This window comes from Fischerella thermalis PCC 7521 (genome assembly GCF_000317225.1).
Lineage (GTDB): Bacteria > Cyanobacteriota > Cyanobacteriia > Cyanobacteriales > Nostocaceae > Fischerella > Fischerella thermalis.
This window is the reverse complement of record NZ_AJLL01000075.1, coordinates 13,640-37,992: the sequence shown is the minus strand read 5'-3', so window position 1 is coordinate 37,992 and position 24,353 is coordinate 13,640. Positions and strand designations below refer to the sequence as shown.

Here is a 24,353-nt window from a genome sequence, read left to right as displayed (position 1 = left end):
ATGTTTACATTTCCCGTACTACAGGTTGACCATCTTTGACTTCGCCAATCAAAACGCGATCTGCACAATTAACAAAAATGCCATTTTCCAAAACACCAGGAATATTATTCAATGTTTTTTCGAGGTTCACTGGATCATCAATAGAGTCAAATTTGACGTCTATCACCATATTGCCTTGGTCTGTGATCACAGGCCCTGCTTTTTTCACACCCATTCGCAGTTCTGGTTTCCCGCCAAGTTTTGCAACGGCGCGCATTACAGGTGTAACAGCCATTGGTATGACTTCCACTGGTACAGCGAAAACTGAACCTAAGCGATCGACTAACTTACCACCATCCACAACGACAATAAACTGATCTGCCAGGTAATCTACAACTTTTTCGCGAGTATGTGCAGCACCACCACCTTTGATTAAATTCTTCTGGGGATCGACCTCATCAGCACCATCAATAGCAATATCGATGTGATCAATTGCATCTAAAGTGGTTAGCGGAATACCGTATTCCTTCGCCAGCACTTCTGCTTGAAAAGAAGTGGGAACACCAACAATATCTTTGAGTTCGCCCGACTTGAGACGTTCTCCAATATATTGAATTGCAAAAGCTGTGGTTGAACCTGTACCTAAACCGACAATAGAACCTGACTTTACTAAGTCGGCGGCGGCTTTACCAACTTTTTGCTTCATCAATTTTACGGGGTCTGTTGCTGCTGTCATTCCCAACTCCTGAAAAGCTGATTTAACTTACAAGTAAATATTAGGGGAGATGGGGAGAGTGGGGAAGTGTGTAGACGAGGCAGAGTGCAGTGGACTCTTTTCCCAGCATAAAGAAAGAGCCGTGCGCTCAGGAGACTTGGCTGAAGCAACTTTGGCTTTACCATTGATTGCTGGATATGCATACGGTAAAGGAAATTGGAAATCTTGCTCAGGTCGTCAGTTAGCTAAGTTATCTAATCAATCTCAACCTAGTTCAGTTTCAGTTTAAAACTTACAGGAGTCAAACGCCCCTAATAATGTTGGTGTGTTCGTAGTAGGTACTTTAGTGCTTAATATTTATAGGACTAAAGTCCTCACTACATACTTACGGTTGTTCGTAGTAGGTACTTTAGTGCTTAATATTTATAGGACTAAGTCCTCACTACATACTTATGGCTCGCACAGGTTACACTTTACCAGTATTTGCTGTGGCTGCTGCTAAGGCTGCTTTGTTGCATCTAAGTAGCAAAATAGATTCACAGGTATCCGTTGAGATTGATCTGTTACCTGGAATAGCAGAAATTCCCATTTCTCAGGTAGCAAGGCTAGAATCACACAGCGCCCTAGCTATTACGCTCAGTGATCCTGGGGATAACCTAGATTTAACTAGGAATACACCTATTTGGGCTTGGGTGAGGTTGTCACAGCGACAGTCTCAAGCTTTGGTTTTGGAAGCAGGCGAAGGTTTGGGAAAAACAGCTTCTGGAGAAGCAGCAATTTACAGCTACGCTCGTCGCCTATTTGATGCCAATTTACTACCTTTGATTCCTCCTGAGCAAACAGTCACAGTATCAATTATTCTTCCCGAAGGTCGCCAATTGGCACAACGCACCTCCAATGAAGCTTTTGGCATTTTAGAAGGACTTTCATTGTTGGGAACTAGTGGCATTTCTCAACCTCTATCTGCGGCTGATCATCTAGAAGAATTTCGACAGTCATTGCAAACGAAAATCAGGGATTGTACGGACTTAGTATTTTGTATTGGTAGCAATGGGATGCAAGTAGCTCAACGTTTAGGCATACCAGAATCAGCGATCGCACAAACTGGTAATTGGATTGGTGCCATGCTTGTAGAAGCTGGACTATACCATGCTAATTCTGTTTTATTGTTGGGATATCAGGGCAAACTAATTAAGCTAGCAGGGGGTATTTTCAATACTTCCAGTCATTTAGCAGATGCCAAATTAGAAATCATCAGCGCTGCTGTGGTTGCTGTTGGTGGGAATTTACAGGCTGTAGGTGCTGTTTTGCAAGCTAAAACCGCTGATGCTGCACACAAAAAATTGCTCGAACTGGGATTGTCAGAATTAGTATTTGGGAAACTGGCTGAAAAAATTAGTCAGAAAGCCACAGCTTACGTGCAGAAATACGCAAATGTCACCTTAAAAGTTGGTACTGTATTGTTTGATCGTAAAGGTGAAATTATCAGTCAAGATTCGCAAGCGACGGAATTACTGGGGAGAGTGGTGGGGTGATGGGGTGTAGACGCGCTCTGCGCGGCTTCCCGTAGGGTAGGGGTGATGGGGTGTGAGGAGTAGTAAACAGCTACTAACCACTAACTACTAACCACTAACTACTAACAACCAACCATTTATTTTTTTCTGGTATATTTTACTGTAGATAATAATACTACTATCTACGACAAAGGAAAAAGTTTGCTCTTAGGTTACGTCTACAAGCTACGTCCAAAACAGGTGCAGGTTGTCAAACTGTTTGAAACGCCCAAACCTGAATCAACAGGGTCTAAAAGGAGACAACACAAAGCTCTCAAGAGCAAACGTGGTGTGCCTGGGAACTTGGGAACTCAGTTGGATCTGTTTTTTCAAGATAACAACAATGGCACGATCGTCGAAGTTGTGAATCTCCTCACTTATAGTGAGGAGAGCGTCAAATGAAACGTTTGCTTATTCTTGGTGGAACGGGTGATGCTGCGGAGTTAGCGGCTAAAGCCTCGGTGATTGAGCAAATAGAAGTGATTACATCTTTAGCAGGTCGCACTCGTAATCCACAATTACCTACAGGAATGGTGCGCTTTGGTGGTTTTGGTGGTGAAGCGGGTTTAGTTACATATCTGCGTGAAGCAAAAATAGATTTGCTCATTGATGCGACTCATCCCTTTGCAGCACAGATTTCTTGGAATGCGGCGACTGCTGCTGCAAGGTGTGATATTCCTCATTTAATGTTTATTCGTCCGATGTGGCTACAAGTTCCTGGAGATGAGTGGATTGAGGTTGATAGCGTGGAAGTTGCTGCTAGTGTGTTACCTGAATTTGCCAAACGGGTATTCTTGACTATTGGTAGACAGCAACTTGCGCCTTTTGCTAGCTTGGACGGTATTTGGTTTTTGATGCGGTTGATTGATCCACCCGCGCCTGATGCATTAGTACCACCAGGGATAATATTGTGCGATCGCGGCCCTTTTGCTCTAGATAATGAACGTCAGTTGTTAATTGAACATCAGATTGATACTTTGGTAAGTAAGAATAGCGGTGGTGATGCTACTTATGCCAAAATAATCGCGGCACGAGAATTAGGGGTAAAGGTGGTGATGGTGAAGCGTCCACCCACTCCGCCCGCAGAGAAAGTCAGCGATGTGGAAAGTGCGATGCAGTGGTTAATTAACCAGGTGTGCTAATAGAACATGATTAAATTCAGTAGACCGAAAACTTTTGCGATCGCTAAAAAATAGTAGTCTATGATACAGTTTCTTTGGTTAATCTAAAAAGCTGATTGCTGTAGACAAAATATAAGACTAGCTTATTAATAAAGCCCAAAAATTAAGCAAACTCAGCCGGGTGGTAAATAAACTTCACGGGCTACCCCATAGTTGTGGTCTAGAACTTGGCGTAAAAATTCAAGCATCTGTTTGAGGGTAAATAGATGAGAAAAAACTTGCTTGGTACTTCTTTTTAAACGGCTGACATAATGCCATAACAGATAAATCCAAACATTAATAATTAAAAAAAGCTAAACCAAAAAATAGAAGCCGGATGGAGGGATTTTTAATAGTAGTTTTGATTCGGCACTGGTTTTTCATACGGTAACTACTTTCAATCCCAATTGGAAATATCAATGGTAAACGATCTATCCCATACAGGAAGTGTGCGCCATGTTTACAATCATTTTTTCTGTATCTGTGGATATTAAATTTTAAAAATTATGATTCTGAAGGCTAGGTTTTCCTAACTAGTAAACGATTAGTTTATATCTGAAGTTGGATAAATTCTATAAATTAGTAAGTAATCTAGTTTTTCTGAGAATGAATGTTAATAAAGTTTCTTCTTGAGCAAGTATGTCTGTTGTGACTTCCATACCTGCTTGAATATAATACTTTTGCAAATTATTTTGCAAATAATTTACTTCTGGTTCAATTGTCACATCATAATAGGCAGGTATTGATGAGTTATTTGCTGTAGTAATTGCATCGGCAGTAATTTCTCTCACAGCACCTTTAAGTGTGCCGTAATCAGGATAGGGATAAGCAGAAAATCGGATTTGTACTTTACCTTGTTGACAATCTGCAATTTTTTCTAATCGACAAATCCGTACTTTACCAATGTCAGCAGATGCAACACGGGCTTTAATTATTAAAGGCGTGTTTTTGGGGGCGATATGAGCGATCGCCTGTCCCAACTGTACCACCTGTCCGGGGTTTCGCAGTTCTAACTTGAAAATATTGCCTGTAGCTGAAGCCCGAATAATAGTTTTTTGAATATCCGATAAAATCTGTTTTAGTTCTTTTTCTGTATTATTAATTGTGTCTTTAATTTCCGTTTGACGCTGTAATAAACTTTGTTTTTCTTGGCGTAAACGAGCTAAATTATTTTGTTTACTAGCTTGTTCCGTGGCAATTTTATCTTGGGCAATTTCTATCACTGCATTACTGGGATTCAATGCAGAAGCAGCTTTCGCACGTCTAGCGATTGCGGCTGTTAAAGCTTGTTGTTTTTGTTGAATGACTTGTTTTTGACTTTCTAGTGTGGCTTTTTGTGATTCTAAAACTTGTGCTTGCTGAGTCGCGGCTAGTTGTACTTCTTCTAGTTGGTTTTGGGAAATCGAGCCAGATTGAGCGATGATTTGATAGCGATCGCGCTTGACAATTGCGGCTTTGTATGCAGCTTCTGCACTTTTGAGATTAGCTTGAATTGATTTGAAATCAGCTTGCGCTCGCTGCAATTCATTTTGAGCAATGTTAATATTAGCTTCGGCTTCTTGCCATTCACTACTCACAGCAATTTTTCGATCTGCATACTCCCGTTGTGTCAAATTGAGTTCAGCTTTAGCTGAGGATATCACACGTTCACCGCGTTGATTTTCCGTAGCAATTTGCTGATCTAAAGCAAGTATTTGAGCATTGATTTGGGTGAGTTGTAGCTGATATTTTTGAATATTCCCTTGCAGTTGACTTTTTTTAGTTTGTAACTGGGTGTCATCAATAATTACGAGAGGTTCACCTTGTTGGACAAGCTGATTTTCCCTCACAAATGTTTTTTTCACTGTTCCTTGCATCGCCGCCTGAACTATGCGTAGTTCACCAGCCGGGCGCACAGTTCCTGGTGCTTTCACTGTTTGATGATATCTTGTCAAAGCCGCAACACTCACAGCCACCCCTACCACCCCCACCAGAAAAAATCCTCCTAGTCGCGTCCAAATACCAATGTTAGGTAGGTATTCATCAGATTTCGCGCTAGGAAGAAACGCCGAACTAAACTGTTTAATTTCTATCATCAATTCAATTTAGTTTGTAGTCAGGACTTTAGTCCTTTGATTTGAGAAACAGTAACTGTTCACACACTGATATCGCCCAATTCACCAAATACAGCTTTGCATTTGATGATTGGTGTATGCAGAGGATTACCACAGGTTGTACATCCGCCAGACACAGATGACATATCTTCATCATTCAATTCAATCAAGCCAGCCGGGTTTGCTGGTAGTTGTTGCAGTTGTCCTGTGCTGAGGCTTTGACGGTATTCTTCGTCTTTCCATGCACGGATGATATCTACAGACATATATACCTCAAATGTTGGGGATTAGGTCATGATTATTTAGCAATTCCTAGTGTTTATTCCCTAGAAATCACGAGTAAAAAAGTATTATTGATGACAATTTCATCAATAATAGAATAATAATCATTATCATTCGGGTAGTCAAGTATTATTTTGAAACGCAGAGTGACGCAAAGATTGGAGAAAATCTAGGTGTTCACCGGGGATGTTGAGTAGTTCGGAGGGAGTACCTTGGAGTTTGAGTTGTCCGGCTTCTAAGAGTACAATCCAGTCTGCACGCTGGATGACTTGGGGACGATGGCTAATGAGGATGGTGGTTTTACCTTGGCGATAGGCTAGTAATTGATCTAAAACTGTACTTTCGCTCTTGGGGTCTAGTCCGGCGGTGGATTCATCTAAAATCAAAATTGGTGGATGGGTAATGATACCTCTGGCTATGGCTAATCGTTGTCTTTGTCCACCGGAAAGGTTAGCGCCAAATTCCCCTAAGATGGTTTGATATTTCTCTGGTAATTTACTGATAAAGGTGTCTGCATCTGCTACTTGACAAGCTGTCACGACTTGTTCAAAACTGACTTGGGGATTACCAAGACACAAATTATCTAAAATTGAACGACTCCAAAAATGAGCTTCTTGAGGAACTAGAATTACCTGTTGGCGTAAGCAATCAGGAGATAAATCTTGGAGGTTGTAGTGGTGGATGCGAATATTCCCTGATTGGGGGGTGTATAACCCAGCTAGGAGTTTGGCGAGGGTACTTTTACCACACCCTGATTGTCCAATTATGGCAATCACTTTTCCCCCTGGGAGAGTCAAGGAGAAATCCCGTAATAAATCAACTCTACCAGGATGGTGAAAATTGAGATAGCTGCAAATAATCTCTGCATTGTCGGGAATGTTGACAAAGGGTTTGTGGTTGACTTCGGGAAATTCTGGGGTAGATTGAATGACTTCATTTAAACGTTCTGTAGCGGCTTGGGCGCGGGTAAATTCGGTGACAAATCCCACGGCTGTATTGACTAAGGCAATAATCTGAGCATTTAAGCTGTTAAACGCTAATAATTGTCCTATACTGATTTCTCGATTAATTACCAATGTACTACCGAACCACAGCAAGATTATCCCTCCTGATGTGGCTACCCAACTAGAAAAAATGTTATTGGTAATGACAATCTGCACGGTGCGAAACATGAAGTTGGCTTGTCTACCGTAGCGAGTTTGAAATTCTTGCCAAAATTCTGGGGCTGCATTGGTAGTTTTGACAACTAATGCACCTTTAAAGGTTTCTACTAAAATACCTTGATTTTCGGCGGCTAACCCTAAAACACTGCGGATTTTCTGTTGTAGAGTGGGGAAGAAAACCACTGTGGACAAGGGCATAAAAAATGCTATTAATAATGATGCCAGGGTAAGCTTAGGGCTGTAAAATAGCATCAAGGCTAAAGCAGCGATCGCAATTAATAATTGACTAGGTAAATTCACACCCACTTGAGAAACTAATTGATTAATGGTTTGAATATCCCGTAACCGACTCACCACTTCACCACTACGGCGAGATTCATAATAAGACAAAGGCAAACGTAAAATAGTTCTGCCAAATTCTAAGACTAAATCTAATTCCAAACGATGGGCAAAGTGTGCTACTAGGTTTCCTTGTACCCATTGCAAAGCACTACTAATCAAGCTCATCGCTAAGACTCCCAAGACTATCCCCGTGAGTAATTGGGTGTCTCCTCTCACCAAAACATCATCTGTAAGAATTTGGATGAGAAATGGCGAAAGTAAGGCTAATAAGCCGACGACAAAGTTGAGTAGTAAGGCTTCTGCTAAGATATGACGGTAACTAAATAGACGTTGCGTTAAGCGTTTCCACCCCCCGACTTTATCGTGATCATCTGTTTGAGAAAAGAAGTCGGGACGGGGTTCTAGTAGCAGCATCACCCCGTTAGTCCAACCAGTTAACAGTGCTTCTTTAGTTAAATAACGCACACCCACCAGGGGATCAGCAACAATATATTTCTTACCTCTACGCCCATATAATACAGTCCAGTGATTACCTTTCCAGTGAATGATGGCTGGGAGGGGTATCTGTTGCTTGTCTACTAAGTCAATGACGGCTTTCACTCCCCGCGCATTGAAGCCTAAAGCTTGCGCCCCTTGTTTGAGGTTGAGTAGGGTTGTTCCTAATTGTCCTGTTCCTGCGGCTTCACGGGTGCGGTTGATGGTGAATAGCTGTCCGTAGTATTTGGAGATGGTGGCTAGACAGGCGGGTCCACAGTCTTCTTCGTTGTGTTGTAGGACGACGGGGTATTTCATCACGCACAGATGCAGAGGGTAGGAGTTGAGATGATACCAATTCACAAAAAACTATGATCCAGATGCAAACTCTAAAAGCTATGCTGAGTTTCACTTTCTTAATTTTGAATTTTGAATTTTGAATTTAGTTGAGGGGGTTCTAGGAGGAGGATGGAGGGGATTTTTTCAGGATGGGCTAGGCGTAAGCATCCGTAGCCTATACCAGCTAATCCTGTCATTAGTCCTGGGGTTTGTATGGCTAGGGGTACACCACAATAAAAGTTATGTTGGTGGATGTGATTGAGGATTTGGCTGGCGATTGGGGATGTGTGCGATGTGAGTTCTGGCTGGTTGAAGATTTTGCTGGCGAGTAATAATAGGTCTAGGTTGCCTAAATCTCCGTGACAGAGACATTGATTATCCCCAAAACCTTGGTTGATTGTGGTGTGAATAGCGATCGCAATTTCTTGGTGAATTTCTGGATCATCTAGGTATTTTAAGCCACGCAAGCGTCCTAAGCCAATCCCTGGCGCACCATGACACCACGCTGTCATAAACTGGTTTGTTTTGTCGGTGCTGCGTAAGTCTAGCCAGTTACCCGCCTCTGGGGAAAAATGTCTGCGTTCGTAGTTAATTGCTTTGATAGCAGCGCTTTGAAATTCTTGTTTTCCAGTGGTGTGGGCTAATTCTAACAGTACCGACGCAAACCCAGCCGCACCATGAGCAAATCCTGTGAGGGGTTGCTTTCCACCACTGGGAGAAATCCAGCCGATTCCATCATCCATGATTTGGGCTTGATTAAGCAGATGTTCTCCACACTCCAGGGCGACATCTAAAATTAAGTCATCGGGAAAAACTTGGTATAAACTCAACAAACTAGCAATGCAACCAGCTGCACCTGCGATAATATCTAACTGTTGATCTTGGACTATCAAGGCAGGGAGTTTTTCCACTAAGGTGACTGCATCAGCAATTAAATCAGGATTTTGCCATAGTGTTCCTAAGTGAGTGTAGGTGTAAATAATTCCTCCCCAGCCACTAAATGCACCAATGAATTTAATTGAGTCGGCATCTCTAATCAACTGCTGTTGTAAGGTTTTGATGGTGACTTGTGCTAGGCGGGTGTAGCGATAATTTTGCGTAATTTCTCCCAGATAAGCTAGGAAAAAAGCTATTCCTGGCACACCTTCATAAAAATCTGTTCCCAAGGGGGTTAATGTCCATTGATGATTGTTGGTGACGGCGACACCCATCCAGTTAATCAATTCACCGTTTTTATGGGCGAGGAGTTCTAGGCGGTCAGCAATTATACAAGCTGCTGTGAGGGGGGAATGGGAAGTTGGGAGTTGGGAATGGGGAATCGAGGGTGAATGTTTGACTTGATGTTGATCAGTATTTGCATTTATCCCCAAGGTAGATAAAGATGCTTGAATAAACCATTGCTGACGTTGTAAGTCACGTTCACTCAGTTGTTGGATGCGATGGTGAACCAATTCCATTCCCGACTGGGTGAAAAAATTGGGCAAATGTAAGCTAGTATCTCGACTCCATAAGTCGCGGGAATGGGGATATGTGGTAAATAAAGGAATATCACCTTGCCATAGGGCTTGACGTTCCGCCCTAATAACTTGACTGAGAATGGGACGATTTTGTACGTCTATCCACAGTTTATCAAACAGGCGATCGCGCTCTAAGGCATCTCGCAACACATCGGGGTGATAGCTTTCCCGCAGTAGTAAGGAGTAGATTCTACTCGGACGCATCACCGCACGCACGTCATCAGCTGCAAATCTATCTAATATCTTCAGCAATTCTTAACGATGTTGTAAAAGGGTGCGGTAAACATCTGTAAATCCTTGGGTAATAGCTGGTGTATAGGCTTGTACATTCACCTCCCTGTCGTTGAGTGTAGGACGATTTTGACTACCTGCTAATACCACCTGTCGGCGGACAATTCGCATGGTATCAGTACCCGTTTTCTCCAATTGGGGGACTCGTTCTGGTGTAACTTGTCCAGCCGCACCACCCAAACCACTCAAATCAATTCCGGCTGCTTGGGTATTTCCCCAGACTAACTGCGGTAATAAACCTACCCGTAATACGGAATCAGCCATCATTTCTCTATCTAAGGTATCGGCGACTGTGGCTGTGGCTTCATGGCTGCGGGGGTGAAATAAAGATTCTAAATCAATCAGCATGGGATGTTCGCCTACAGCAATCAGATTTTCAAAATGAAAGTCCGTGGCTGATAAAACATATAGCAAGGCTAAATAACCACCTTGACGCTGATAAAATCGCTCAATTTCTTCTGGAACAGTACATTTTTGTGCTTTGACAAATTCCATCCAACCATAATCACCCCGGTTGAGAATTTGTAAAGTTTTAAAAGGGGGATGAGTACCTTGTTGATTTAACCAGAGTAGTAATTCTTGAAAATGCCCATCTACAGCTAGGGAACGGGGCTTATAAACTAACTGCCAACGACTCTCGAATTCCAGTATAAAAACAGACCTACCACCATGATGACTATCTCCTGCACCCCGTTGAATTTTGATCAGTTTACCGGGGTTATCTGGCTGGAATTGGCGACATATTTCTTCCCAGTCATCACCAAGACGTTGCAGAAACTCTAAGCTAGTTGTCACCCAACGCTGAATTTCCTCTATAATTAGCCGTGCTAACACAGGGTACTCTTGCCATAGTGTCAGCCTCACCTCTACCGTTTGCAACCGTTGCACAAAGCTAGAAAATCTTGCCTCGGCGGTATCACCTGTTAATAATCCTTGTAACCTCGCTACGTTGAGTTCTAGTACCAAGGTGGGATGGAGCATGAATAATAGTTGTTCTGGTAAGCCTTGTAAAAGGATACTGTCAATATTACTGATATTAATAGGTATATTTTGTAGACTATCAACCCCTGACCTCAGTTGCATCATACCTTGACGAATGCAGGGAGCGATCGCATTTAATAACCCCAGATTCGGATGCTGCAATGATAGCAGTCTGGTAATATCCTCAACCCCACAATTATTGTAGGCTGCTGCCAGTTCCCCTAGCCAAATCTGCGGTATTTGCGGTGCTGATTGCCCTAATAGGTAACAAAAATCATCTGGATTTAAACCATCCCTTGCTAACCTTTCAGTAAACAAAGCCTCATCTGTAAAAGGAGATTCCATCCGCCATCGCTGGAGTCGTCGCCGTCCCAATTCAACGTTAGATGGTGCTTCTAGTGACATCACAGCAATACGCTCCATTAATGACGCTGCACGATACCAAGCGGCATCCTCACAGTTAAATTGTTTCATTGACAATCCCAGTGTTTACACTATCGCATGATTATGATAATTATTATCATTATCTGGATACCAACGTAAAGTATCTGCAATACAGGTGTATATACTATTGAGGTTGTGATGTTAAAAGCATTGTGGTGTGGACTTTTGGGTGTATCAACATGGGTAATTGCAGCAGAAGTATGGGCGGCAGAAACGACATATGAATCATTAGCGCAGATAACTTCCGTATCCCAGTTATCCGATGTCCAACCCACAGATTGGGCTTTTGCAGCTTTACAATCTTTAGTAGAACGCTATGGCTGTATTGCAGGATATCCCAACGGTACGTTCCGGGGAAATCGCGCCATGACTCGCTACGAGTTCGCCGCCGGATTAAATGCTTGCTTAGATAGGGTAAATGAGCTAATAGCCACCGCTACGGCTGAAACAGTTCAAAAAGAAGACTTAGTTACTATACAAAGGCTACAAGAGGAATTTACAGCCGAACTAGCGACTTTACGGGGGCGGGTAGACGCACTAGAAGCCAAGACTGCAACTTTAGAAACACAGCAGTTCTCCACAACTACCAAACTTTCCGGTGAAGTAATTTTTGCTATTACTGATGTTTTGTCAGGAGATAGTGATCCTTTTGGAGTTGGTGTACCTCGAAATAGCACTATTTTTGCTAACAGAGTTCGGCTCAATTTACTCAGTAGTTTTACAGGGAAAGACGAGCTAAAAATTAGGCTACAAGCTGGTAGCACTCCACACCCCCAAAGGGCTGGAGGTTTCCGCTATGGAGCAGATCCCTTCCTGGCTTCATTGGGAAGTTTACAAACAACACCAGAAGGTAGTCAAACCTTTAACCAAGAGTTTCCAGATCAAGCAGGTAGTGTAGAAATAGGCACTGTTAGTTATAAGTTTCCAGTAGGTGATAAATTACGGATAGCTGTATTTGCCAATCGGGGAGAACACGTAGATTATTTACCAACTGTGTTTAGTGCAGTTGGTGATGAAGATGGGGGTTCTGGTTCACTTTCTACCTTTGCTCAATATAGCCCGATTTATCGCATTGTTTCCCACGGTGCGGGTGTGGGGTTGAATTATGAATTGAGTCCTGCGATTAACTTGAGTTTAGGATACTTAGCCCCAAATGCTAGTAGTCCAGAAAATTTAACTCCTAGTAGCAGTAATGGTACAACGGCTGGCGGTTTATTTAATGGTCGCTATTCAGCTTTAGCGCAATTAACTATCCAACCAACCAGAAATTTAGCTTTCGGCTTAACTTACGTTAATGGTTACACCGCAGGAACACCTACTTTTCTCAATGATGTGGGGACAATCTCCGCAAATTCACCAAGTTTAATTTCTGATAATTCCCGACGCACAATCAATGCTTATGGTGTAGCGGGGTTGTGGCAAGTTTCCTCTAAATTCGCAATTAATGGTTGGTTTATGTATACTAATCAACAAGGACAATCCGCAGGCATTAATAATGAAAGTGCAGATGTTTACAGTTATGCGATCGCTCTAGCCTTTCCTGATTTGGGTAAAGATGGTAACTTGGGAGGTATTATCGTCGGTGTTCCCCCTTATGCTACTCGTTCTGGTGTAGTTCCCTTATATAGACCATTTTTAGGTGGTGCAACTGACGTAATCAGCACTATACCTAATCGCGCTACACCAGTACATTTAGAAGCCTTCTACAAATATCAACTCAACGATAATATCTCAATTACACCTGGAGTAATTTGGTTAATCGCTCCTAACCAAACCAGTGATAACCCTGATGTAGTCATAGGTACAATTCGCACTACCTTTAGGTTTTGATAGAATTTAGATTGAAAAGTTGGGTATTTTGTAATATTTCAGAGGCTTTTTCTTGACAAGACAGCCTATCTCTGGATTATTACTTTATATCCACTTGCAAAAATTAAAGCTTTTTTGTGGCGTTGTTGATTAGTGATACCGTTTCACTATAAGTCTGATACATTTGGTGGCTAAGGAGACAAGGAGGACAAGGAAGACAAGGGAGAGAATTTGTATCAAAAATTTTGTGAAATGGTATTAGCACGCTTGGTGAGGGTGATTTTCGCTTCGCATATATTTTTTGAGAAGGATACCCTCACAAGCGTGACACCTGTACGATTAATCTTGTCGGCAAAGCTATATAAATACAGGGCGCAGCCAATTTCTATATTTTCATGAGAACCCCATCGATTTTGTAGAGACGTTGCAAATTTTGTAGAGACGTTGCAAATTTTGTAGAGACGTTGCAAATTTTGTAGAGACGTTGCAAATTTTGTAGAGACGTTGCAAATTTTGTAGAGACGTTGCACTGCAACGTCTCTACGTATTTCCACATTTTCAGAGTAGTCTACCGTAGCGTGCAACTAGATTTTGACCTGGATTGATTTGATTATGCAACCAAGCCCACATCTGATCACCTATGGAAAAATGCCACCACTCACGCGGGTTACGTTTAAAATCGGCTTTCTCCATCACATCTCGCAGTAGCAGACGAAGAGCATGATATTGTTGTGCATCTGGTTGTTCACTATTGGCATAGTAATCAGGGAGCGATCGCTCTGACATTTCATCAATCGGTGAACCCATATTAACAATTGCGCCGTTCTCATCCACTAGCGTTACATCCACAGCAGCACCAGTACTATGAGGCGGTGGTGTATTTATATCTAAACTAGGTTCAGCCCAAATTTGATAAACCTCTTGCCAAATTTCTTGACGCTGAGTTGCTGATAAATTTTCCTCAACAAGTCCTTTGTTTCGTACCGCTTCAGCAAAACTGTAATTTACCATAAACTGTTGCACAGCTACGGGACGATAAGCATCAAAAATTTGAATCCGCCAGTCGGGACGCAGCAATTGTAAGTGATTTTGGGCTGTGATCAAGCTCTCAACAACACTGCGGCGCAGAAAATAGGGGGAATGTTCCCCATAAGGCGCACCTAATTTTTCATAAGGATGGGGAGATTCCACTGCAAACATTGCCAAAGGAATCGCTACTAGCGGTTCGCCACACTCTTGGATGGGAACTTGATGATAAGGTCTCATACCAATTTTGGATTTTAGATTTTAGATTTTGGATTTTAGATTAGGAATTATTGCTAATAGCTTAAGTGAGCTTTTAGCTGACCAATTACCCATTAATTACCAATTACCAACACAGGCAAATAGTATAAGTGTGCTAGCAGACATGATATAAGCTTTAACTGACTCCTATTACTGCTCCTGCGCTTTCATTTGCCAACCGATCTACTGCACATATAGCATAAGTTCCTGGTTCAACGGTGGCAAAGGTTGTGCTAGCAGGCAAAACTCGCTGCAATGTCCAAGTATCGCCACTCTGCCTATAAACTGTCCAAGAACGAATCTGACTGTTATCACCTGGTTTCCAAGTCAATTTACGGTTGCTAACTTGCAGCGCTGTGGGGGGTGCTGGTGGTGTGGAATTCTGCCAAGATAAAGTTGGAGGTAAGGCAGGTTTGTTGTAAAGCAGTTGCAATTTATCAGCGATGCCCTGACTATTTTCCATCAAAACACCTACGTTAAAGAAGATATTCCCCAGAGACAACTGTTCAGCTTGGCTACGACTAATTTTTACCTGCTTTTCAATTTCGTCACTTTCGCGACTCTTGTTGTTTGGTTCTGTGAGATTGTTACCTGCATAAACGTGTCTTTGCTTGATGTTAATCTGTGTCCACCACTTCAATAAGGCGGAGTAACTTTGTTGGCTTTGGTCGGTGCGCCAGTAAAGCTGGGGAGCAATATAATCAATCCAACCTTGTTCTAGCCATTTTTTCGCATCAGCATACAGCACATTATAAGCATCCAAGCCGGTAATACCAGGGGGTTGTCCGGGACGATAGATACCAAAGGGACTAATGCCAAATTTGACCTGGGGCTTGGTGGCTTTGATTCCTTGCCAGAGGCGCTGTACCATTTTGTTAACATTGTCCCGACGCCAATCAGCAAGACTGAGTGTACCACCAGCCGCCTTATATGCAGCGTAGGTTTTGTCATCGGGAAAAGATTGACCCTCTACGGGATAGGGATAGAAATAGTCGTCTAAGTGAATGCCGTCAACATCGTAGCGTTTCACCACATCTAAGATCACGTTATAAACCCGATCCTGAACTATTTTCACTCCTGGGTCCATCCAACGTTGAGTTTTCCACAGGTAGACGCATTCTGGATTGGTAGCTGCGAGGTGGGGGCGAACAGTTTTGGATGGATCAGTGGAAGTACTGGCCCGGTAAGGGTTAAACCAAGCATGAAGTTCAATACTACGCTTGTGGCATTCAGCGATCGCAAATTCTAAAGGGTCATAAAATGGATCTGGTGCTTTCCCCTGAGTTCCTGTTAACCAAGCGCTCCAGGGTTCCAATTGGGAAGCATAGACTGCATCTCCCTCTGGTCGTACCTGAAGTATCAAGGCGTTGAAATTGAGAGCATCTAATTTTTCAATAATCTTGATTAACTCAGCTTTTTGCTGGGCTACAGGAAGTCCTGGTTTAGAAGGCCAATCACTATTCCACACACAAGCTACCCAAGCCCCCCGAAACTCTCGTTTATGACTGACAATCGCAACAGGGGTAGGTATATTTCCTGATTCCGGGGCAACAACAATATAGCTGGAGGCTATTTTTTCTGCCTTACCCTGATATACCAAGGCTTGATATATGATCGCCGCCACATCACCTCGGGTTGCTGCTACATTCGGGTTAAATATTTTCACGTTAGGAAAATTAGCAACTATACCAGCACGAGTGGCGATCGCCACTGCGTTTCTTGCATATTCAGGAATACTAGCTGCATCATTATAGATAAGGGTAAGAGTTGGTAACAAGTCAGGTTTAATACTAGTGCCTAGACCTAAACCACTGACTAAAGATACCAAAACATCGCCTTTAGCAATTCTATTATTAGGACGAAAACTGCGATCAGGATAGCCAGACAGAAATCCTGTTTCGTAAGCTTTTTTAATTGCATTTGCTGCCCAGTGGTTAGCTGGAACATCAGTAAACGGCACATACTCCCGCTTGGCAGGTTGGTTAAAAACTGTGGCAATTATAGCAGCAAACTCCGCACGAGTTACTGAGTTATCGGGACGAAACGTGCCATTAGGATACCCATTTAAAATTTTACGTTGAGCTAAAGCTTCAATAAAAGCGCGGGCCCAATGACTTTCAATATCCGAAAAGCGAGTAGAAGTAGATACCATATCCAATCCCAGCTAACTAGATTGATTTTAGTCAGCTTTGTAATTTTTGGGACGGTTTTTCCATTACTCTTTAGGTTTATCTCAATCGGTGCGATCGCTCTTTAATCGCCACAACATCAACACATCAACGACAAAACTTTGTGATGTCATACTGCTAAAAATTCTGTAGGACATTATGCTCTTTTCCTGCGTCCACCTGCATGTGCAGGTGGTTTTTGTTTGGAAAGAGCGATCGCTTCCCTACAATCCAATTATGAAATCAAAATGTTTTTTAAATAAGAATTTTGTAGTCAGCTTAGCTTTTAGTTCTATGACCCTTTGTTAGCCTATCGAATATAACTCAGATAGAGGAAAATCGATATTGCCAGTGCAAAAACGTAATCTAATCTACATATTATTAACGCTGGTCTTATTGGGTATTCTTGGCTTTTCTTATGTTTCACAGCGATCGCCTCTCATCACTTGTCAGCAACCAGAATTTATTCCCACTTCAACAAGTAATAAATTTTATATCCATCCAGACAAAATCGTAGTTGAGCCTTGGCGTGGTCGACATCATGTGTATGCTATTTTCATGCTTCCCAGTGGATACATCAACGACCATTTTCTAAGAGTGACAATAGAAGGAATAGATAGCATCTGTGGAGTTGTGACCTATTTAGGTCACAACTCCGCCGAGGGTATTAATGCTAAGCCAGGATATTATCTGAGCAAAGGATGGTTGCAAACTCGCATGGCTTTATGGTTAATGGTTCAGGGTAAGTACAAACAATTAAAGCAGCCACACAATTGGATATTAGGATATACAAAGAAGCAATATTAGGGTAATTGGTAATTGTGCGATCGCTTGAGCCTATTTCAACAGGCGAGCGCACCTCGATAAAATCGCTTACTGTTAAGTTTTAATAAATATCGAACACAGATGGACACAGATGAACACCGATAACCTATCTGTGTGCATCTGTGTGCATCGGTGTTCGTTTATTTTCTTTCTGTACTGCAACTGCTATCAGTAATTTCTTCCAATCCCATTTTGAGCAAACTTTTCTACGGTATCTGTTACTAAAGCAATACCATCACCCAATAAACGGGTAAGGCGGTTGACATAAGCGATCACGATTCTAGCACCCCTTAAGTCTCAAAAGTAAAGATATTCTTTAATCATTGCTACTCTTGTAGAAAGTTGCTACACGCCTATGTGCGTATATCCAAGCCTCAAAATCGACCACAATTTTATGAGTAAATTTATGAATAGAGCCACCATGCTTCATTACAATTTTCAGTATATATTCAAGCAAATTTAGGAAATAGACAAAAATCTTTTACTTAGCAAGAGATTATTACTGTATATCTCAGTAAAGCTGGAAACATTTTTAGTGTAGTGTGAACTTTTAGTGTAGTGTGAGAAGTGTTCCATGCAAACTCAAGACAGAGTCACCGCATCAAAACTCCCAGATGCGATCGCTGCTAGCCAGAACTACTTGCTTTCAATTCAAAATCCCCAAGGTTATTGGTGGGCTGAGTTAGAATCCAACGTCACCATCACTGCGGAGGTTGTCCTGCTGCATAAAATTTGGGGAACGGACAAATCTAGACCCCTAGAGAAAGTAGAAGCATATCTGCGTTCTCAACAAAGAGAACATGGAGGCTGGGAGCTGTTTTACGATGATGGCGGAGAACTCAGTACTTCCGTGGAAGCATACATGGCGTTGAGGCTCTTGGGTGTACCCCCAACTGACTCCGCCATGCTTAAGGCCAGAAAGTTCATTCTAGAGCGAGGCGGTATCAGTCGGACTCGCGTTTTTACAAAATTACACCTAGCGCTGATCGGTTGTTATAGCTGGCAGGGTATTCCTTCGTTACCACCTTGGGTAATGTTACTGCCAGAGAACTTTTTCTTCAACATCTACGAAATGTCCAGCTGGGCTAGGTCAAGTACCGTGCCATTGTTGATAGTATGCGATCGCAAACCAGTTTTTGCCATTGATCCAGCAATCAACTTAAATGAACTGTATGCAGAAGGCATAGAACAAGTCAAGTATGAATTACCCCGTAGCGGTAACTGGACAGATATATTTCTTACCCTCGACTCTGGTTTCAAACTGGCTGAAAACCTAAATTTAGTCCCTTTTCGTACCGAAGGTATCAAAGCCGCCGAGAAATGGATATTAGAACGGCAAGAAGCAACAGGTGACTGGGGCGGTATTATTCCTGCCATGCTCAATTCGCTGCTGGCTTTGCGCTGTTTGGATTACGACGCCGCCGATCCAATTGTCGAGCGAGGACTGCAAGCCGTCGATAACTTTGCCATTGAAACAGCAGATACCTACCGAGTCCAACCCTGTGTTTCCCCAGTTTGGGATACGGCTTGGGCAATTAGAGCGCTTGTTGATTCTGGTTTAGCACCCGACCATCCTGCTGTAGTACGCTCAGCTGAATGGTTGTTAAATAAGCAAATTCTCGATTATGGCGATTGGGCTGTCAAAAATCGCCAAGGTAAACCCGGTGCATGGGCCTTTGAATTTGACAATCGTTTTTATCCAGATGTGGATGATACTGCTGTCGTGGTGATGGCATTAAATCAGGTCAAGCTTCCCAATCAAAAGTTGAAACACCAAGCCATGCGCCGTGCTGTTGAATGGGTTGCTTCTATGCAGTGTAAAGCAGGTGGCTGGGCTGCTTTTGATTTAGACAACGATCAAGATTGGCTGAATCTGATCCCCTATGGTGATCTCAAAGCCATGATTGACCCTAACACAGCTGATGTTACCGCCAGAGTGTTAGAAATGTTGGGTAGTTGTCATCTATCAATTGATAGATATAACCAACAGCGAGCGATTCAATATCTACTAAATGAGCAAGAACCTGAAGGTTGTTGGTTTGGTCGCTGGGGAGTCAATTACATCTACGGAACAAGTGGCGCATTGGCTGCTTTATCTTTAGTTGCCCCTCAAACTCATCGCTACAACATAGAACAGGGTGCTGCTTGGTTAATTAGCTGTCAAAACTCAGATGGCGGTTGGGGTGAGACCTGTCGTAGTTATGATGATCCCAGGCTGAAGGGGAAAGGACGCAGTACAGCCTCGCAGACAGCTTGGGCTTTAATCGGACTAATGGCAGCAGGTAGAGCAACTGGTAACTTTGCCAAACCAGCAATTGAGCGGGGAATTGATTACTTACTAGTAACTCAACTGCCCAATGGTTCTTGGGATGAAGCTGATTTTACAGGCACTGGCTTTCCTAGTCATTTTTATCTAAAGTATCACCTCTATCAACAATATTTTCCTTTAATAGCTCTAGGTCAATATCAAAAATTATTTGCTTGATCTATTAGAGATTAAGAATTTGGGTGACAATTATTCGATTTGATGAAAAAATTGTTTTCCAAGTACTACGCTACGGGAACACCTGTAGCGTACGTCCCTACTATAAATCCGAGAAGCACTTTTTTTGTGAGCACATGATGAACAAAAAATTACACAGATTTAACCAATTTTTAAACACAAACAATTGCAAATAAAATTATTAAGTTTTAGTGAAAATTATCAGTCAAATCATAAAAGATTTACAAACTTCGATACAGTAAAACACGAACATAGGTATGTAGAAATGGATTTAATGACAGATGCTTTGGAAATTTTAAAAGAAACTAGCCGGACTTTTTATATTCCAATTAGTCGTTTGCCACGAGGCTTACAAGAAGCGGTAGCATCAGCATATCTATGTATGCGCGCCATCGATGAAATTGAGGATCATCCCACACTGGATAACCAGACTAAAGCCAATATTTTGCGAGCAATTAGCTTAACATTACAGGCAGCAGTTGACGGTTTCACTATCGATGCTTTCTCTAGAGAATTTAGTTCTCACGAAAAATTATTAGCAGAGGTAACTATTAGAATCAGGGAATGGGCGCTGCTAGCACCTGAGACTATCGCTCCCCGAATTTGGGATGCAACTGGAGCAATGGCAGACAGAATGGCATACTGGGCAGAAAGAAATTGGAAAATTCATACAGAGTCTGATTTAGACCGCTATACTTTTGGGGTTGCGGGTGCGGTTGGTCTGTTACTCTCTGATTTGTGGACTTGGTACGATGGGACGCAGACTAACCGTACTTACGCAGTTGGATTTGGTAGAGGTCTACAAGCAGTTAACATTCTCCGTAACCATAAAGAAGATTTAACCCGTGACGTCAATTTTTTTCCAGATGGTTGGAGTGCAGAAAACATGCAAGTGTATGCTCGTCGTAATCTAGTACTAGCAGAAGCTTATACCAAAGCCCTGAGTGCTGGCCCGACTTTAGATTTTTGCCAAATTCCCCTCAGTTTGGCTTATGGTACTCTCAACGCCCTTGCTGATGGTAAAGAAAAACTTACTCGTAGTGATGTATTGGCACTGATTGAGCAGGTAACAAAATTATGAATTATGAATTATTAAGGTTTCAGAATTCATATTCATAGTTTGTGAAGAATTTTTCTTCAGCATTTGGGCGATCGCATCACCAGGAACAAGACGACTGAAGTAGAATCGCTGTTTTATATTTTGATTCATCTCAGAGGGAACCCTGAGATTCCCATTACTAGCAACACCAGATTTGATAATGCGATCGCATTAAAACAAAAACCACCCCAATTGTTGGGGTGGAGAGTAACTGACAAAATTAGTTGAATCTTTTTTCTCACAGTATGGATGAGAAAAAGTATCATTGTTCAAATCTTCTAATTTTAATGATCAGGATTTTCCTATTGCCTGTTAATATTGTCTACCAATAAATGATTAATTATTGTGGTTAATATAGGACTCATATTTTATTTTTGAAAAAAATTCAGTACACCTCTAACTTCCTTGTTGTCTGTTGCCTCCTTACACAATTATGTTCAGTAATCAAATTGGATTCCTATATCTAAAATAAATATATTGCTAACAGTGGTATTATAGGACTATGGGATAACGGAAATCACAAGTTTAGACCGCAAATTTTAACGTTGAAATCTTTCTAAAATATCTAGCGAACATGCAACCCTCATAGCTTTATTGATGATTTTTACACATCTTTAAAATTTGGCGATCGCTACTACTGATAGACTTTAGTTGATAATAATCTTGTAATTTTACCGAATGACCATAGATATCAGGTTCGTCGTCACTAGTTCTAGGTAAACCATTAATTGTAGCTATTTCTGACGGACTAATTTCACCAGCATAACCCCTAACAGTCATCGCCAACTCCCCAGAGGAATTGAGTGTACCATTGAAACAACTATATTCAGAACTTGGCATATACAAAGCACCAATGATTTTATTTTGGCGCTTTTCAAATATGATATAACCTTTTCCTAACTGTCCTGGTTTGGGTGACTGTCCATAAAGGTAAATACCATTTTGTTTAGGCAATTTCGATTTCGATGCCACTTCTGTTGTTTTTAGGGATGCTTTAGGTGCGCTTTGCTGTGAGTTGTTAATTGTATCTGCTACTGCTAATTTGTTGGCTAGAGATGCTGGTGGTTCTGATCTGAGGTGATTATTTCCCTGTAACCAAGTGTAAGTTTGTGCTGAATTTTTTAGTAATTGTGTAGATGCTATTTTACCTACACTAGATTTTTTGGGTGTAGAGCTTGATGTGACTAGCGCTTTCCGCAAACGCATTTCTTTATTGGCACTAATTGATTGAGAAGAAGCACCCTGTAACCAAGTATAAGTGGTTGTTTGAGTACTAAATTCTTGGCTTGCAGGCGCATGTAATCTAGCGAGTTGGTTACTTAACACAGGTTTAGCCCTCTCGCCAACAACACCAACAACAAGTAACAATCCAAGTAAGGGTAGTCTATACTGACGGGGCGGAAGGAATTTGTTTATGTGGTTAAGCACCCTATTTCTCCTGTAATAAAAAATACTTTTTTTACTTTTGTCTAAATTTAACTAAGTATTAAGAGAGCAAGACTCCATCAAAAGGTCGATTTATATTGTCGGATAAAAAACTCTGGGAACAAAGAAATTTTTTATTTAATTTTGAACGTAATCTTAGACTACCATTGCTGGAGCTATTGCAGTTTCCCCTAATTGAATAGCTCAATAGGAAGAGGAAGATTGTCAGGAAAAATTGAAATTATTCAGGGACTTTGTAAATTCTAAAATAATTAACGCTTTTTGGGACAGTACCTCGCTTTTGTACATCTATCTGCAACTACAAAAGAAAATCTCTCGATTCCGGATGACGACAGTTAACAATTATCAATTACCAGTTATATCATGTTCGCTTAAATACTTATACTGTCGCGTGGGCTGGTAATAGGTAATGGGTAATTGGTAATGGGAAAAACCAATGACCAACACCGAAGCATAATATCGTAAAGCAATTAGTCGAACTTGATATTATCAGTTTTGAAATTTGTATGTTTACTAATAACTGATCACTGATAACTGAAAAAAATTGCCCCCTGAGTTCAGGAGGCGCGTCGCCCTTGAGCGCTAAGCTAACCATTTAGCTAGCAATGTACTCTTTCACATTGGCGCGGCGACGACGCAAATGCGCCAGAGCTTGATGCTCCAATTGGCGGACGCGCTCACGACTCAGATTCAAGCGTTCACCTACTTTAGCCAAGGACATTTCATTACCATCTTCCAAACCAAAGCGTAAAGCTAGTACTTCTCGCTGTTGGGGGGTGAGTTCTGAAAGTAGGTTATTCAAGTCTTGGCGCAAGAATTCTTGAGTCATGTAATACTCTGGTGACTGGCCTTCATCTTCCAGCATTTCTTGCAGTTCTGTATCTTGGTTATCACCTACTTTCACATCCAAAGAAACTGGTTGACGTGCCATGTTGAGATACTCACGAATTTGGGCAGGTTCTAATTCCAATTCTTGAGCAATTTCCGCAGGAGATGGCGATCGCCCTAATTTTTGAGCGAGTTCTCGCTGCACTTTTTTAATTTTGTTCAGCTTTTCGGTAATATGGATGGGTAAGCGAATGGTACGGCCTTGTTGAGCGATCGCACGGGTAATTGCTTGACGAATCCACCAGTAGGCATAGGTCGAGAACTTATAGCCTCGTGTTGGGTCAAATTTCTCTACACCACGTTCTAATCCTAGTGTTCCTTCTTGAATCAAATCCAGAAACTCCATATTGCGTTTCTGGTACTTTTTGGCAATAGCAACAACTAAGCGTAAGTTCGCTTCTATCATCTTCTGCTTTGCCCGCTTACCTTGCTGCACAGTCTGCTTCACTTCTGACTCAGATTTTTTCACGTGAGCAGCCCACTCTTCTAGGCTAGGTTCGCGGCGCAGTTTTTTCACCAAAGCTTCCTTAGCGTCCAGCAGTGTCATCATCTGCTGTACCTGCTTCCCATAAACAATTTCTTGCTCACGGGTTAGCAGTGGGACACGACCAATTTCGCGCAAATAGGTTCGCACCATATCAGCCGTGAATTTGGCGTTGGTGTTTTCTAGTTCAGTGTTAACTGTGGGCATTGGTGCGTTTTCCTCTACTCCAAACACAAAAGAATACTTAATAGTTATGGCTAATTAGGAAAGATTGTGCATATATCAGCAGACGTTAGCAGGGCTTGGGAAACTACTACAAAAGGTTGAGTTTTTTTTAGGCTTTATAGAACCTGTCAAGACGGTTAGCCCCTTAAATGGGTTCCCCTACTATCCCCAGATTTTCAGACCCCTACAAACACACTTTCGCTATTTTCAACAATTCTTCTTTTCCTTAAGTCGTTGGCGACGACACTTTCAATACGAAGTCAGTATGAGTTCTACTTATTCAATATTA

General features: G+C 41.9%; 18 protein-coding genes and 2 pseudogenes. 8 read left to right on the top strand and 12 right to left on the bottom strand.

The window, feature by feature from the left end:
• Positions 1 to 4 precede the first annotated feature (4 nt).
• A complete protein-coding gene (gene rpiA, locus UYK_RS0116010; RefSeq protein ID WP_009454938.1) occupies positions 5 to 715 on the bottom strand; it encodes a ribose-5-phosphate isomerase RpiA in 711 nt (236 codons plus the stop codon).
• A 49-nt stretch (positions 716 to 764) separates the two neighbouring features.
• Between rpiA and UYK_RS0116005 the strand changes: the two genes are divergently transcribed.
• The 4 genes from UYK_RS0116005 (at position 765) to UYK_RS0115990 (ending at position 3,389) form a co-directional block, all read left to right on the top strand.
• A complete protein-coding gene (locus tag UYK_RS0116005) occupies positions 765 to 983 on the top strand; it encodes a deoxyhypusine synthase-like protein (protein WP_009454937.1) in 219 nt (72 codons plus the stop codon).
• Positions 984 to 1,146: 163 nt separating this feature from the next.
• Positions 1,147 to 2,229: a cobalt-precorrin-5B (C(1))-methyltransferase CbiD gene (cbiD, locus tag UYK_RS0116000; protein ID WP_009454936.1), complete on the top strand. Its 1,083-nt coding sequence runs from the start codon at positions 1,147 to 1,149 to the stop codon at positions 2,227 to 2,229.
• A gap of 180 nt (positions 2,230 to 2,409) precedes the next feature.
• Positions 2,410 to 2,649, top strand: coding sequence for a hypothetical protein (locus tag UYK_RS0115995; protein ID WP_009454935.1), 240 nt, complete (start codon positions 2,410 to 2,412; stop codon positions 2,647 to 2,649).
• Positions 2,646 to 3,389 (top strand): cobalt-precorrin-6A reductase, encoded by a 744-nt coding sequence (locus UYK_RS0115990; RefSeq protein WP_009454934.1) that lies wholly within the window; start codon positions 2,646 to 2,648, stop codon positions 3,387 to 3,389. Before UYK_RS0115995 ends, UYK_RS0115990 begins: the two co-directional genes overlap by 4 nt.
• Before the next feature lie 590 nt (positions 3,390 to 3,979).
• Here UYK_RS0115990 and UYK_RS0115985 read toward each other — a convergent pair.
• The 4 genes and pseudogenes from UYK_RS0115985 to UYK_RS27325 form a co-directional block, all read right to left on the bottom strand.
• Positions 3,980 to 5,482 carry a beta-barrel domain-containing protein gene (locus UYK_RS0115985; protein ID WP_009454933.1) on the bottom strand — a complete coding sequence of 501 codons (1,503 nt, stop codon included), beginning with the start codon at positions 5,480 to 5,482 and terminating at the stop codon, positions 3,980 to 3,982.
• A gap of 59 nt (positions 5,483 to 5,541) precedes the next feature.
• Positions 5,542 to 5,766: a mersacidin/lichenicidin family type 2 lantibiotic gene (locus UYK_RS0115980; protein ID WP_009454932.1), complete on the bottom strand. Its 225-nt coding sequence runs from the start codon at positions 5,764 to 5,766 to the stop codon at positions 5,542 to 5,544.
• Positions 5,767 to 5,904: 138 nt separating this feature from the next.
• Positions 5,905 to 8,079: a peptidase domain-containing ABC transporter gene (locus UYK_RS0115975; protein ID WP_016871761.1), complete on the bottom strand. Its 2,175-nt coding sequence runs from the start codon at positions 8,077 to 8,079 to the stop codon at positions 5,905 to 5,907.
• 98 nt (positions 8,080 to 8,177) lie between these two features.
• Positions 8,178 to 11,234: pseudogene (locus UYK_RS27325) on the bottom strand (type 2 lanthipeptide synthetase LanM family protein).
• A 237-nt stretch (positions 11,235 to 11,471) separates the two neighbouring features.
• On the opposite strand from UYK_RS27325, the gene UYK_RS0115965 reads away from it, so the two are divergent.
• Entirely contained in the window at positions 11,472 to 13,163 is a 1,692-nt protein-coding gene (locus UYK_RS0115965; RefSeq protein WP_016871758.1) for an iron uptake porin, read from the top strand.
• Positions 13,164 to 13,378: 215 nt separating this feature from the next.
• On the opposite strand, the gene UYK_RS26245 is transcribed toward UYK_RS0115965, so the two are convergent.
• The 3 genes from UYK_RS26245 to UYK_RS0115955 form a co-directional block, all read right to left on the bottom strand.
• The gene (locus UYK_RS26245; protein ID WP_157221833.1) at positions 13,379 to 13,696 is read right to left on the bottom strand and encodes a hypothetical protein; all 318 of its coding nucleotides are present in this window, start codon (positions 13,694 to 13,696) and stop codon (positions 13,379 to 13,381) included.
• Between the two features lie 4 nt (positions 13,697 to 13,700).
• A complete protein-coding gene (locus UYK_RS0115960) occupies positions 13,701 to 14,408 on the bottom strand; it encodes a M15 family metallopeptidase (protein WP_009454925.1) in 708 nt (235 codons plus the stop codon).
• A gap of 154 nt (positions 14,409 to 14,562) precedes the next feature.
• Entirely contained in the window at positions 14,563 to 16,578 is a 2,016-nt protein-coding gene (locus UYK_RS0115955) for a glycoside hydrolase family 10-like protein (protein ID WP_016871757.1), read from the bottom strand.
• Positions 16,579 to 16,945: 367 nt separating this feature from the next.
• Here UYK_RS0115955 and UYK_RS0115950 point away from each other — a divergent pair, with 367 nt between their 5' ends.
• Positions 16,946 to 17,401 (top strand): hypothetical protein, encoded by a 456-nt coding sequence (locus tag UYK_RS0115950; RefSeq protein ID WP_009454921.1) that lies wholly within the window; start codon positions 16,946 to 16,948, stop codon positions 17,399 to 17,401.
• Positions 17,402 to 17,632: 231 nt separating this feature from the next.
• On the opposite strand, the pseudogene UYK_RS27810 reads toward UYK_RS0115950, so the two are convergent.
• Positions 17,633 to 17,707: pseudogene (locus tag UYK_RS27810) on the bottom strand (transaldolase family protein); the annotation flags it as partial.
• Positions 17,708 to 17,993: 286 nt separating this feature from the next.
• On the opposite strand from UYK_RS27810, the gene shc reads away from it, so the two are divergent.
• Together shc and UYK_RS0115935 are read left to right on the top strand one after the other, a co-directional pair.
• A complete protein-coding gene (gene shc, locus UYK_RS0115940; RefSeq protein WP_009454919.1) occupies positions 17,994 to 19,904 on the top strand; it encodes a squalene--hopene cyclase in 1,911 nt (636 codons plus the stop codon).
• 283 nt (positions 19,905 to 20,187) lie between these two features.
• Positions 20,188 to 21,003 (top strand): squalene/phytoene synthase family protein, encoded by an 816-nt coding sequence (locus UYK_RS0115935; RefSeq protein WP_009454917.1) that lies wholly within the window; start codon positions 20,188 to 20,190, stop codon positions 21,001 to 21,003.
• Here the strand turns inward: UYK_RS0115935 and UYK_RS27585 are convergent.
• The 3 genes from UYK_RS27585 to UYK_RS0115925 all read right to left on the bottom strand — a co-directional run bounded on the left by UYK_RS27585 (position 20,998) and on the right by UYK_RS0115925 (position 24,046).
• On the bottom strand, positions 20,998 to 21,132 hold the full coding sequence (locus UYK_RS27585; protein WP_257998930.1) for a hypothetical protein: 135 nt from the start codon (positions 21,130 to 21,132) through the stop codon (positions 20,998 to 21,000). The two genes, UYK_RS0115935 and UYK_RS27585, sit on opposite strands and share 6 nt — an antisense overlap.
• Positions 21,133 to 21,612: 480 nt before the next feature.
• On the bottom strand, positions 21,613 to 22,449 hold the full coding sequence (locus UYK_RS0115930; protein ID WP_009454915.1) for a hypothetical protein: 837 nt from the start codon (positions 22,447 to 22,449) through the stop codon (positions 21,613 to 21,615).
• 613 nt (positions 22,450 to 23,062) lie between these two features.
• Positions 23,063 to 24,046, bottom strand: a complete 984-nt coding sequence (locus tag UYK_RS0115925; protein WP_016871755.1) for an RNA polymerase sigma factor, RpoD/SigA family — start codon at positions 24,044 to 24,046, stop codon at positions 23,063 to 23,065.
• Positions 24,047 to 24,353 lie beyond the last annotated feature (307 nt).

Bases quoted from the DNA above. Each gene is read 5' to 3' on its own strand.
- UYK_RS0115985 (WP_009454933.1), bottom strand. From the start codon at position 5,482: ATGATAGAAATTAAACAGTTTAGTTCGGCGTTTCTTCCTAGCGCGAAA.
- UYK_RS0115935 (WP_009454917.1), top strand. From the start codon at position 20,188: ATGGATTTAATGACAGATGCTTTGGAAATTTTAAAAGAAACTAGCCGG.
- cbiD (WP_009454936.1), top strand. From the start codon at position 1,147: ATGGCTCGCACAGGTTACACTTTACCAGTATTTGCTGTGGCTGCTGCT.
- UYK_RS27585 (WP_257998930.1), bottom strand. From the start codon at position 21,132: ATGAATCAAAATATAAAACAGCGATTCTACTTCAGTCGTCTTGTTCCT.
- UYK_RS0115960 (WP_009454925.1), bottom strand. From the start codon at position 14,408: ATGAGACCTTATCATCAAGTTCCCATCCAAGAGTGTGGCGAACCGCTA.
- UYK_RS0115925 (WP_016871755.1), bottom strand. From the start codon at position 24,046: ATGCCCACAGTTAACACTGAACTAGAAAACACCAACGCCAAATTCACG.
- UYK_RS0116005 (WP_009454937.1), top strand. From the start codon at position 765: ATGGGGAGAGTGGGGAAGTGTGTAGACGAGGCAGAGTGCAGTGGACTC.
- UYK_RS0115965 (WP_016871758.1), top strand. From the start codon at position 11,472: ATGTTAAAAGCATTGTGGTGTGGACTTTTGGGTGTATCAACATGGGTA.
- shc (WP_009454919.1), top strand. From the start codon at position 17,994: ATGCAAACTCAAGACAGAGTCACCGCATCAAAACTCCCAGATGCGATC.
- UYK_RS0115980 (WP_009454932.1), bottom strand. From the start codon at position 5,766: ATGTCTGTAGATATCATCCGTGCATGGAAAGACGAAGAATACCGTCAA.
- UYK_RS0115955 (WP_016871757.1), bottom strand. From the start codon at position 16,578: ATGGTATCTACTTCTACTCGCTTTTCGGATATTGAAAGTCATTGGGCC.
- rpiA (WP_009454938.1), bottom strand. From the start codon at position 715: ATGACAGCAGCAACAGACCCCGTAAAATTGATGAAGCAAAAAGTTGGT.
- UYK_RS0115975 (WP_016871761.1), bottom strand. From the start codon at position 8,079: ATGAAATACCCCGTCGTCCTACAACACAACGAAGAAGACTGTGGACCC.
- UYK_RS0115990 (WP_009454934.1), top strand. From the start codon at position 2,646: ATGAAACGTTTGCTTATTCTTGGTGGAACGGGTGATGCTGCGGAGTTA.